This is a genomic window from Streptococcus sp. 1559, assembly GCF_013276735.1.
Lineage (GTDB): Bacteria > Bacillota > Bacilli > Lactobacillales > Streptococcaceae > Streptococcus > Streptococcus pseudopneumoniae.
In genome coordinates, this window is the sequence record NZ_VMLO01000102.1 from 1 (window position 1) to 11,267 (window position 11,267).

An 11,267-nucleotide genomic window follows, 5' to 3' on the forward strand; every position below is an offset into this window, starting at 1 on the left:
CACGGGTGGTTATGACTTTCATTGAGTAAGAAAAATCAGTCCCCTAAAGGAGTAGATTATGAAGTTATTGTCTATCGCCATTCCTAGCTATAATGCTGCAGCCTATCTTCATTACTGTGTGGAGTCGCTAGTGATTGGTGGTGAGCAAGTTGAGATTTTGATTATCAATGATGGGTCTCAGGACCAGACTCAGGAAATCGCTGAGCGTTTAGCCGACAAGTATCCTAACATCGTTAGAGCCATTTATCAGGAAAATAAGGGCCATGGCGGTGCGGTCAATCGTGGCTTGGTAGAGGCTTCTGGGCGCTATTTTAAAGTAGTTGACAGTGATGACTGGGTGGATCCTCGTGCCTACTTGAAAACTCTTGAAACCTTGCAGGAACTTGAGAGTAAGGGTCAAGAGGTTGACGCCTTTGTGACTAATTTTGTTTACGAAAAGGAAGGTCAGTCTCGTAAGAAGAGTATGAGCTACGAGTCAGTCTTGCCTGTTCGGCAGATTTTTGGCTGGGACCAGGTCGGAAATTTCTCCAAAGGCCAGTATATCATGATGCACTCGCTGATTTATCGGACAGATTTGTTGCGTGCTAGCCAGTTCCAACTGCCTGAGCATACTTTTTATGTCGATAATCTCTTTGTCTTTACCCCTCTTCAGCAGGTCAAGACCATGTACTATCTGCCTGTCGATTTCTATCGTTATTTGATTGGGCGTGAGGACCAGTCTGTCAATGAGCAAGTGATGATTAAGCGCATTGACCAGCAACTTAAAGTCAATCGACTCTTGGTAGACCAGCTTGATTTATCCCAAGTGAGCCACCCCAAAATGCGAGAATATCTGCTGAATCATATCGAGATTACGACGGTGATTTCCAGTGCCCTGCTCAATCGAGCAGGTACAGCAGAGCATTTGGCAAAAAAACGGGAGCTGTGGACCTATATTCAGCAGGAAAATCCAGAGGTTTTTCAGGCTATCCGTAAGACCATGCTTAGCCGTTTGACCAAACATTCAGTCTTGCCAGCTCGCAAACTGTCCAATGTCGTCTATCAAATCACCAAATCTGTTTATGGATTTAATTGATATAAGTATTTTATAAGAGGGATTTAAGAAAAATTTTAACTTTTTCTTAGTCCTTTTTAATTTTAGGATATTATACTAGAGTCATCAAATAAAGAAAAACTCTAAGGAGAACCCTATGAAATTCAATCCAAATCAAAGATATACTCGTTGGTCTATTCGCCGTCTCAGTGTCGGTGTTGCCTCAGTTGTTGTGGCTAGTGGCTTCTTTGTCCTAGTTGGTCAGCCAAGTTCTGTACGTGCCGATGGGGTCAATCCGACCCCTGCTCAAGTTGTACCTGAAGAGACATCGGGAACGAAAGAGGGTGACTTAGCAGAAACTCAGGGAGATACTGTTCTTGCTCAAGCGAAACCTGAGGTCGTTGCTGGAAATACGAACTCACTTTCTACACCTACAGAAGTAACTGAAGTGAGCGAGGAGACAAGCCCTTCTCGTCTGGATACACTTTTTGAAAAAGGTGAAGAAGCTCAAGAAAATTCAGAGCTAGCAGATGTCTTAAAAGAAGCTGTAGATACAGCTGATGTGGATGGGAAACAAGCAAGTCCAGAAGATATTAAAAAAGCTGTCGATGAGGATGTTAAAGACAGTATCGATGTCCCAGCGGGCTATCTAGAACAAGCCAAAGCTTCCGGTCCTTTCTTGGCTGGTGTAAACAAACCGCTTAAATATGAACTTTTCGCAGGAGATGGTATGTTGACTCGTCTCTTGCTCAAAGCATCTGACAAGGCTCCATGGTCAGATAATGGTAAGGATAAAAATGAAAAAATTCCACCAGTGAAAAATTTACCTGATGGCAAGTATTACTATCAAGTATCTTTGAATGGTAACACTACAGGTAAGCAAGATCAGGATTTATTAGATACACTTCGTACTAATGGTACAAATACCTATGAAGCTACCCTGACTGTCTATGAAGCAGCCGGTGATAAACCAAATTTGAATAAGGTTGTCAAGGAACGTAAAGTCAATATTACCTTGAACGGTCTTGTAACAAGAAGCGATGTCAAATCTGCAGTTAAAAACAACATCAAAGACAGTATCGATGTTCCAGCAGCCTACCTAGAAAAAGCCAAGGGTGACGGTCCATTCACAGCTGGTGTTAACCATGTGATTCCATACGAACTATTCGCAGGTGATGGCATGTTGACTCGTCTCTTGCTTAAGGCATCTGACAAGGCTCCATGGTCAGATAACGGCGACGCTAAAAACCCAGCCCTATCTCCACTAGGCGAAAACGTGAAGACCAAAGGTCAATACTTCTATCAAGTAGCCTTGGACGGAAACGTGGCTGGCAAAGAAAAACAAGAACTCATCGACCAGTTCCGAGCAAACGGCACTAAAACCTACAGCGCTACAGTCAATGTCTATGGCAACAAAGATGGTAAAGCAGATTTGACAAATGTCGTAGCAACTAAACAAGTTACTATTAACATAAACGGTTTAATTTCTAAAGAAACAGTTCAAAAAGCCGTTGCAGACAACGTTAAAGACAGTATCGATGTTCCAGCAGCCTACCTAGAACAAGCCAAGGGTGACGGTCCATTCACAGCAGGTGTCAACCATGTGATTCCATACGAACTATTCGCAGGTGATGGCATGTTGACTCGTCTCTTGCTTAAGGCATCTGACAAGGCTCCATGGTCAGATAATGGCGACGCTAAAAACCCAGCCCTATCTCCACTAGGCGAAAACGTGAAGACCAAAGGGCAATACTTCTATCAAGTAGCCTTGGACGGAAACGTGGCTGGCAAAGAAAAACAAGAACTCATTGACCAGTTTCGAGCAAACGGCACTAAAACCTACAGCGCTACAGTCAATGTCTATGGCAACAAAGATGGTAAAGTAGATTTGACAAATGTCGTAGCAGCTAAAAAAGTTACTATTAAGATAAATGTTAAAGAAACATCAGACACAGCAAATGCTTCATTCTCATCTTCTAACTCTGGTTCTGGCGTGACTCCGATGAATCACAATCCTGCTACAGGTGCGACTCATCAAACAGCTGCTGACCATAAGGACATGATGGCACCAGCCAAAGAGACTGATAAAGCAATGCCAGCAAATGACCAAATGGAAAAATCAGGTATGAAGACTGAGACTCCAGCTCCAAGTACTACAGATAGCATGCCTGCTGACACCATGACAAGCTCTACCAATACGATGGCAGGTGAAAATATGGCTGCTTCTGCTAACAAGATGTCTGATACGATGATGTCAGACAAGATGATGTCAGATGATAAAGCTATGCTACCAAATACTGGTGAAGCTCAAACATCAATGGCAAGTATTGGTTTCCTTGGGCTTGCGCTTGTAGGTTTACTCGGTGGTCTAGGTTTGAAAAACAAAAAAGAAGAAAACTAATCAGCTAAGGAAATAAATGATGGATAGTGGGCTGACTAAGGCTAGTTTACCAACTCAATCAGCAATCAGGACTTTCTTTCAATAGCAGATTAAAATCATCGTAAAACAATAAAAATAGTGTTATACTTAAAGCAGTATAGCACTGTTTTTATCAAAGGAGAGACAGATGGGAAAGACAATTTTACTCGTTGACGACGAGGTAGAAATCACCGATATTCATCAGAGATACTTAATTCAGGCAGGTTATCAGGTCTTGGTAGCCCATGATGGACTGGAAGCGCTAGAGCTGTTCAAGAAAAAACCGATTGATTTGATTATCACAGATGTCATGATGCCTCGGATGGATGGTTATGATTTAATCAGTGAGGTTCAATACTTATCACCAGAGCAACCTTTCCTATTTATTACTGCTAAGACCAGTGAACAGGACAAGATTTACGGCCTGAGCTTGGGAGCAGATGATTTTATTGCTAAGCCTTTTAGCCCACGTGAGCTGGTTTTGCGTGTCCATAATATTTTGCGCCGCCTTCATCGTGGGGGCGAAACAGAGCTGATTTCCCTTGGCAATCTAAAAATGAATCATAGTAGTCATGAAGTTCAAATAGGAGAAGAAATGCTGGATTTAACTGTTAAATCATTTGAATTGCTGTGGATTTTAGCTAGCAATCCAGAGAGAGTTTTCTCCAAGACAGACCTCTATGAAAAAGTCTGGCAAGAAGACTATGTGGATGACACCAATACCTTGAATGTGCATATCCATGCTCTTCGACAGGAGTTGGCAAAATATAGTAGTGACCAAACGCCCACTATTAAGACAGTTTGGGGGTTGGGATATAAGATAGAGAAACCGAGAGGACAAACATGAAACTAAAAAGTTATATTTTGGTTGGATATATTATTTCAACCCTCTTAACCATTTTGGTTGTTTTTTGGGCTGTTCAAAAAATGCTGATTGCGAAAGGCGAGATTTACTTTTTGCTTGGGATGACCATCGTTGCCAGCCTTGTCGGTGCTGGGATTAGTCTCTTTCTCCTATCGCCGGTCTTTACGTCGTTGGGCAAACTCAAGGAGCATGCCAGGCGGGTAGCGGACAAGGATTTTCCTTCAAATTTGGAGGTTCAAGGCCCTTTAGAATTTCAACAATTAGGCCAAGCTTTTAATGAAATGTCCTATGATTTGCAGGCAAGCTTTGATTCCTTGGAAGAAAGCGAACGAGAAAAGGGCTTGATGATTGCCCAGTTGTCGCATGATATCAAGACTCCTATCACTTCAATCCAAGCGACGGTAGAAGGGATTTTGGATGGGGTTATCAAGGAAGGAGAACAGGACCATTATCTAGCAACCATTGGACGCCAGACGGAAAGACTCAATAAACTGGTTGAGGAGTTGAATTTTTTGACCCTAAACACAGCTAGAAATCAGGTGGAAACGACCAGCAAAGACAGCATTTTTCTGGATCAGCTCTTGATTGAGTGCATGAGTGAATTTCAGTTTTTGATTGAGCAGGAGAGAAGAGATGTCCACTTGCAGGTAATCCCAGAGTCTGCCCGGACTGAAGGAGATTATGCTAAGCTTTCTCGTATCTTGGTGAATCTGCTCAATAACGCTTTTAAATACTCTGCTCCAGGAACCAAGCTGGAAGTGGTGGCTAAGCTGGAGAAGAACCAGCTTTCAATCAGTGTGACCGATGAGGGGCAGGGCATTGCCCCAGAGGATTTGGAGAATATTTTCAAACGCCTTTATCGTGTCGAAACTTCGCGTAACATGAAAACAGGTGGGCATGGTCTTGGTCTTGCGATTGCGCGTGAATTGGCTCATCAATTGGGTGGGGAAATCACAGTCAGCAGCCAGTACGGTCTAGGAAGTACCTTTACCCTCCTTCTCAATCTCTCTGGTAGTGAAAATAAAGCCTAAAACCCCTTTACAAATCCAGCTATTCATGGTAAAATAGATTTTGTGTGAAATATCAGCAGGAAAGCATGAAGCTCGTCAACAGGTGTCTTATGATAAGTAACCTTGGCTGTTTAGGCGAAGGGCATCTGCACGAATCAGGGCTTTCTAAGTGACTATTTCCACCGAAATATTATTTATATCAGGAGGACATTCACATGTCACGTTATACAGGACCATCTTGGAAACAATCTCGTCGCCTTGGCCTTTCACTTACAGGTACAGGTAAAGAATTGGCACGTCGTAACTACGTACCAGGACAACACGGACCAAACAACCGTTCTAAATTGTCAGAATACGGTTTGCAATTGGCTGAAAAACAAAAACTTCGTTTCACTTACGGTGTAGGTGAAAAACAATTCCGTAACTTGTTCGTACAAGCTACAAAAATCAAAGGCGGGATCCTAGGTTTCAACTTTATGCTTCTTTTGGAACGTCGTTTGGATAACGTTGTTTACCGTCTTGGTCTTGCGACTACTCGTCGTCAAGCTCGTCAGTTCGTAAACCACGGTCACATCCTTGTTGACGGGAAACGCGTTGATATCCCATCATACCGCGTAACTCCAGGTCAAGTGATCTCAGTTCGTGAAAAATCATTGAAAGTTCCAGCAATCCTTGAAGCAGTAGAAGCTACTCTTGGACGTCCAGCATTCGTATCATTCGACGCTGAAAAATTGGAAGGTTCATTGACTCGCTTGCCAGAACGCGACGAAATCAACCCAGAAATCAACGAAGCACTTGTCGTTGAATTCTACAACAAGATGTTGTAATATTTTATTAAATATGATAGGCTGTAAAGCCTTGAAACTAAGCACTTTAGGCCTCTATCCTAGAGTGCTTTTTTGATTTCTCTTAGTATCCAGCTATAATCGTTGAGACATAACTAGACCGATATAGTCCAAAGTGATATAATAGTCTAAAGGAGGTGCTACCATGAATGTTTTAGAAAAAAACACACAGGTAAATTTTAAGACTAACAGAGACTTGTTAGAGAAAGCTAAAGCTATTATCACAGCGCAAAATCTTGATATGACAGCCAGTTTTAACTTGTTTTTAGAACACATTGTAGAAAATAAAGCCTTGCCATTTGAAACTCAAGTAGATAAAGAAAGAGAAGAACTTCTATCAAGGTTGCGTGCTGAAATTGCTCGTAGCTTTGAGGATTTAGAACATGGAAGAACTTACAGTCTTGATGAAGTGAGGGCTAACCTTGGAATTTAACGAGAAGGCATATAGCATCATTATCTCCGAAACGGTACAAGAACAGCTAAGAGGTATTAAAGATTATATCTCAGCTAACTACTTTTCAGAACAGGCAGGAGCAAACACAGTTAAGAATGTTCTTTATGGTTTGGAGCGTCTTGAAGTCTTCCCAGAAGCAGGATTTGATGCTGACGAAAGAGTAGGAGGGATTATATACCCACCCCACAAAACTCGATGCATCATTTTAGGAGATTACCTAGCATTCTATCATATTTTAGAGGACAGAAAAGCTGTCTTTGTATCAGATATTATTCATAGCAAACAGGACTACATCCGCTTGTTCAAGAAAAAATAGCGCCTATATATGAACTGCACCCCAAAAGTTAGATTTTTTCTGTCTAACTTTTGGGGTGCAGTTCAATTGGAATGTCCTTATTTTTATTATGGGATTGACAAATGAGGTTAAGGTTCAGATCTATGAACTTAGAAAGCAAGTACAAATCTTTAATCAGCTTTCAAAAAGATTTTGTGTAGATGTTTCGGGCTAAGGTATGTGACAAGATGAATTGATCGTTATGGAATAGAGAGTGTTAAAAATGGGAAGAATCGTTACTATTCCCCTGAATTAAAACAAGAAATAATCAATAAAAGCCTATATAATAACAAATGTATTAAAACTAAGAAAGACTTAGCTCAGTGTAATACAGAACCAAATCTTATAGATAAATTATTTGTCTAATTTTTTAGGAATTATATCTCTAAACAATATCATTTAACAATTAAATTGTTAGATCTAGCTTAAATTTCTGGTTTAATTCATTTATTGTATCACTATCATTATATTCCTTAAATATTCTCATAGCTTTAGAACATTCTTTTTTACCTAACTCTATTTGATTAGTTTTTATAAGATAAATACCTTTTAGGAAGAGTAAATAATTCTTTTCAAAATAATATCCTTGTCTGGTCAGTAAATTTTCTAAATCATCTATAAAAAATTGAGCGTTATTTAACAAATTATTTTTTAATAATAATTCTAAATTAAATAAATATAAAGGAATTACTCTATGTGTTCCCATATTTGTTTTTAAAAAATGTCGTGTTTTCTTGATTACCGCTCTATATAATAAGCTTATGGTTTTAGTGTTCATAAAAAACACCGAATTATAAAAAATTTTCAGTTCATACTCCATCCAAGTATCTACCGAAAGCAAATACTTTATTATCTCATTGCATATAGATGTATTATAAGGAAGATTTACAAGGCGATTAATCTGTTGTTCAGCAATCAATTTTATGTGAAAATTGCATAAACTTCTTTCCTGCTTTTGTTTTAGCTCTATTTTCTTTATTAGTTCTTGTAACAAAATGATATCTGAAGAGTTTACAGCATGTTCTAATTCTTCAAAAAAGCATTCTTTTTTGGAATAATAGCAATGAACTAATTCTTCAAATTCCGAAAATGATATCCCCAGGCGATTTAACAATATGTAAAAATGATCAATAGATAATTTTGTAATCCCATTTTCGAAACGAGAAATAGTTGACTCACTAATCTTATCACAAGCCAAATCTTTAAGACGAAAATTTTTTGAAATACGGATATCCTTTAAAACTGCTCCAAAATTTTCCATAGTATTCCTCTTCCATTTCTGCAAAAAATAAAACCTGTTTTTTTATTTGTGATATGATTATACAAAAATAAAACAGAAAGGACAATATGATTATGAAAAAAATTTTATTGTCATCAGTTGCTTTACTGAGCCTAGTGGCAACACTACCAGTAAATAGTCCAGTTTCTGCTCAAGAATCTATCTCTCCCAAGTCTTATAGTCACTCTAATGGCAGTTGGATTCAATCGAATAGCCGTTGGTGGTATAAACACTCTGACGGTTCTTACACTAAAAACGGGTGGGAAAAGATCAATGAAACCTGGTACTATTTTGATAGTGAAGGTTGGATGAAAACAGGTTGGTTTAATGAATATGGAAATTGGTATTATCTAGATACTAGTGGTGCTATGAAAACAGGATGGTGTTTGATTTCTGGTAGTTGGTACTATTTAAATACTAGCGGTGTCATGCAAACTGGCCTACAGACTATCGAAGGAAAACAATATTATTTGGCTGCCAGCGGTGCTATGCAGACAGGTTGGCACAATATTGGAGATGATACTTATTTCTTTGCTAGTAGTGGAGCAAGACAAACGATTAATCGCCGTGCTTTAGTTCTTGGTGAAACATCAACGAGAGCAGTACCTATCGAAGACGTTAATGCTATGGAAAAGGTTTTTGGTAACCAAAACTTTAGTAAAGTTGTTCGTTTCCCAGATAAAACTAAGTCCGAGATTATTGCAAAAACGCAAGAGCTTTTCAAATCTTCTATCGAAAGCGATGTGAACTATCTTTACCTTACTTGTCATGGAGGAAGAGACGGAAGAATCTATCTTGGTAGCGATGGTCAGACATTTTCAGGCTGGGAATTGGCATCTATACTGAAACAATATAAAGGTAAGTTTGTGGTTATGCTGGATTGTTGCTATTCAGGAACAATTATAGATGTAGGTAAGTCAGACAAAAAGGTTGCCTCCAAGTCTGAAGAAAAATTTGATGAACAAGCATTTTTGGCAGGATTTTCAACAGGAGATGTAGCAAGCAAGAATGGTGAAATGCTTGATTCTAAATTCCTCGTACTATGTGCCTCTTGGAAAGGCGAAGAATCGTATAGTGTAGTCGGAGTAGGTAGTCTTGCCACCAGATACTGGGCAATGGGTACAGGTTGGGATTCACTTCAAAATAGAATGATTTCGCCTATGGCAGACACCAATACTAACGGAAAAATTACTTTAGAGGAACTGTATCAATACTCTTATCCTCTAGTCCTTGAAGCTGCATCACAAATTCACGAAGAGCAACATGTATCAGTTTATCCTAAAAACAGTCAATTTGTTTTATTCCAAAAATAAGGAGTTAAGAAAATGAAAGTATCAAAAAAAATCACACTATTTGGTTTATCTCTAGCAGGTCTAGCTTTATTAGCTTTCCCTCATTCAGGTCAAGCCTTTGAGTTGGAAGAAGAATGGGTTATTAAGGGTGGGGTTAAGTATCAAGATGGCAAAATTCTTCGATTTAACAATGGCCATGAAGTGGATATCAAAGTCTTGGATTTGCCAAAAACTGAGAAAATCGAGTGGACGGTTAGTCTCAATGGTCAAGATCAGACTATCAATTTCCTAGGTCAAGAAAAGGACAAATCTATGGTCGGTACAGAGGGGCGTTACCTGAATTTCTATGTACCTTATGGCTATAGAGGAGATATCAAGGTAGAAGCCAAGAGCGGAAATGAAGTAAAGACCTGGTCCACTAAAGTAGTAGATGATGTATATAATGATGGCGGAAAGAGTGGTTACTTCCGTATTGACGAATCAAATGATCAACACACCTACCTTGATGCAAAATGGGACTATCAAACTAAGACCTACACTGCTACCTTACCAGAGACTCTCAATGGTCAAAAAGTGTTTGCTTGGGAAGACGACTATGTAGAATTGAAACTTCAAAAACCAGGAGTTATCAGTCATTCCTACAGAGGGGGAGGAGCCTTCAAAATACTTTATCCGATTCTAAAAGCAGAAAGCTGGCTAAAAAAGAATTACAGTGAAAAGTGGTACTATCAAAAACAAGGTCAATTAGTTAAAAATGCTTGGGTTAAGGACAAGGGAACTTGGTACTTTATGAATGATAAAGGAGTCATGTTCAATCAAACTTGGCTCTATCAGGGTGGCAACTGGTATGCCTTTAAATCATCAGGAGCTATGATTGCTAGCAATTGGCTATATGATAATAACTCTTGGTATTACCTAAAGGACTCAGGTTCTATGGCGACAGGTTGGATCAAAGATAGTGGATCTTGGTATTATCTAAACAACTCAGGTTCTATGGTAACAGGATGGGTAAAAGATAGTGGATCTTGGTACTACCTTGCTTCAACTGGTAAGATGCTTCACAACACCTATACACCTGATGGTTACTATGTAGATGCCAGTGGCGCTTGGAAATAAATTTTAAACAGAGAAAATCTACTGAGAAGGTAGGTTTTCTTTTTTAGTCAGTGAATAATATATAGTAGATTGAAACTAGAATAGTACATCTGGACTTCTAAAACATTACTAGAAATTGATTTGATTGTCCTGATTGATTTGTCCTATTTTTATTTCATTTTACTATAGAATAAAGTAGATCAGAAATTTAGCAGGGTTATTCTCTTTTACTAACAATCTGCTTACAAAAATTAAACAAGAGTATTTTAAAAATTAGACCCATTGTGAACTTTAGTAGTAAACAAAAATCTGGGAAAAAAGTTTTATAGTCATTTAGTTTTTAAAAAGCGTTCCAAACATTCAAAAATAGTTGGGACTTCCCTTAATAAATCTGTTACTTTCTTTTTCAAGATAGCCCAAGCTTGCTCAATAGGATTCAAATCCGGTGAATATGGCGGTAGAGGTAAGAAAAAGTGTTTATCTTGGATGCAGAGTTCATCCAAAATGTTCTTGGGATCAAAACTAGCATTGTCCATGATAATAACATGAGGGGTCTTCAAAGCAGGCAGGAGTTGCGTTTTGAACCACTCCCCAAAGAAATCGCTTGTCCTGCTGTTCTTGTAAATCATGGGAGCTATAAA

11 protein-coding genes and 1 pseudogene are annotated in these 11,267 nt (G+C 38.9%); 10 read left to right on the top strand and 2 right to left on the bottom strand.

Annotated features, from left to right (window positions below; all coding sequences use genetic code 11):
- Positions 1-58 precede the first annotated feature (58 nt).
- The 8 genes and pseudogenes from HT688_RS10360 to HT688_RS11935 form a co-directional block, all read left to right on the top strand.
- Positions 59-1,075 carry a glycosyltransferase family 2 protein gene (locus tag HT688_RS10360; protein WP_000771879.1) on the top strand — a complete coding sequence of 339 codons (1,017 nt, stop codon included), beginning with the start codon at positions 59-61 and terminating at the stop codon, positions 1,073-1,075.
- Positions 1,076-1,190: 115 nt separating this feature from the next.
- Complete coding sequence (locus HT688_RS10365; RefSeq protein WP_023932936.1) at positions 1,191-3,434, top strand: PavB family fibronectin-binding SSURE repeat adhesin; 2,244 nt, start codon at positions 1,191-1,193, stop codon at positions 3,432-3,434.
- Between the two features lie 166 nt (positions 3,435-3,600).
- Complete coding sequence (locus HT688_RS10370; RefSeq protein WP_000520643.1) at positions 3,601-4,299, top strand: response regulator transcription factor; 699 nt, start codon at positions 3,601-3,603, stop codon at positions 4,297-4,299.
- A complete protein-coding gene (locus tag HT688_RS10375) occupies positions 4,296-5,348 on the top strand; it encodes a HAMP domain-containing sensor histidine kinase (RefSeq protein WP_172923769.1) in 1,053 nt (350 codons plus the stop codon). Before HT688_RS10370 ends, HT688_RS10375 begins: the two co-directional genes overlap by 4 nt.
- Positions 5,349-5,542: 194 nt before the next feature.
- A complete protein-coding gene (gene rpsD, locus HT688_RS10380; protein ID WP_000092760.1) occupies positions 5,543-6,154 on the top strand; it encodes a 30S ribosomal protein S4 in 612 nt (203 codons plus the stop codon).
- A gap of 163 nt (positions 6,155-6,317) precedes the next feature.
- On the top strand, positions 6,318-6,605 hold the full coding sequence (gene relB, locus HT688_RS10385; protein WP_001101480.1) for a type II toxin-antitoxin system RelB/ParD family antitoxin: 288 nt from the start codon (positions 6,318-6,320) through the stop codon (positions 6,603-6,605).
- Positions 6,595-6,942 carry a type II toxin-antitoxin system RelE/ParE family toxin gene (locus HT688_RS10390; protein WP_000395510.1) on the top strand — a complete coding sequence of 116 codons (348 nt, stop codon included), beginning with the start codon at positions 6,595-6,597 and terminating at the stop codon, positions 6,940-6,942. The genes relB and HT688_RS10390 overlap by 11 nt, the downstream gene beginning before the upstream one ends.
- 88 nt (positions 6,943-7,030) lie before the next feature.
- Positions 7,031-7,245: pseudogene (locus tag HT688_RS11935) on the top strand (IS3 family transposase); the annotation flags it as partial.
- A gap of 121 nt (positions 7,246-7,366) precedes the next feature.
- On the opposite strand, the gene HT688_RS10395 reads toward HT688_RS11935, so the two are convergent.
- Positions 7,367-8,221: a helix-turn-helix domain-containing protein gene (locus tag HT688_RS10395; protein ID WP_172923770.1), complete on the bottom strand. Its 855-nt coding sequence runs from the start codon at positions 8,219-8,221 to the stop codon at positions 7,367-7,369.
- Positions 8,222-8,313: 92 nt separating this feature from the next.
- Here HT688_RS10395 and HT688_RS10400 point away from each other — a divergent pair, with 92 nt between their 5' ends.
- On the top strand, positions 8,314-9,552 hold the full coding sequence (locus HT688_RS10400) for a caspase family protein (RefSeq protein WP_000722389.1): 1,239 nt from the start codon (positions 8,314-8,316) through the stop codon (positions 9,550-9,552).
- Between the two features lie 12 nt (positions 9,553-9,564).
- On the top strand, positions 9,565-10,647 hold the full coding sequence (locus tag HT688_RS10405) for a cell wall-binding repeat-containing protein (RefSeq protein ID WP_000868697.1): 1,083 nt from the start codon (positions 9,565-9,567) through the stop codon (positions 10,645-10,647).
- A 308-nt stretch (positions 10,648-10,955) separates the two neighbouring features.
- On the opposite strand, the gene HT688_RS10410 is transcribed toward HT688_RS10405, so the two are convergent.
- The coding region (locus tag HT688_RS10410; RefSeq protein ID WP_188112453.1) for a transposase at positions 10,956-11,267 on the bottom strand (312 nt) is incomplete at its 5' end.

Excerpts from the sequence above, each read along its gene's own strand:
- HT688_RS10360 (WP_000771879.1), top strand. The coding sequence starts at position 59 with ATGAAGTTATTGTCTATCGCCATTCCTAGCTATAATGCTGCAGCCTAT.
- HT688_RS10365 (WP_023932936.1), top strand. The coding sequence starts at position 1,191 with ATGAAATTCAATCCAAATCAAAGATATACTCGTTGGTCTATTCGCCGT.
- HT688_RS10370 (WP_000520643.1), top strand. The coding sequence starts at position 3,601 with ATGGGAAAGACAATTTTACTCGTTGACGACGAGGTAGAAATCACCGAT.
- HT688_RS10375 (WP_172923769.1), top strand. The coding sequence starts at position 4,296 with ATGAAACTAAAAAGTTATATTTTGGTTGGATATATTATTTCAACCCTC.
- rpsD (WP_000092760.1), top strand. The coding sequence starts at position 5,543 with ATGTCACGTTATACAGGACCATCTTGGAAACAATCTCGTCGCCTTGGC.
- relB (WP_001101480.1), top strand. The coding sequence starts at position 6,318 with ATGAATGTTTTAGAAAAAAACACACAGGTAAATTTTAAGACTAACAGA.
- HT688_RS10395 (WP_172923770.1), bottom strand. The coding sequence starts at position 8,221 with ATGGAAAATTTTGGAGCAGTTTTAAAGGATATCCGTATTTCAAAAAAT.
- HT688_RS10400 (WP_000722389.1), top strand. The coding sequence starts at position 8,314 with ATGAAAAAAATTTTATTGTCATCAGTTGCTTTACTGAGCCTAGTGGCA.
- HT688_RS10405 (WP_000868697.1), top strand. The coding sequence starts at position 9,565 with ATGAAAGTATCAAAAAAAATCACACTATTTGGTTTATCTCTAGCAGGT.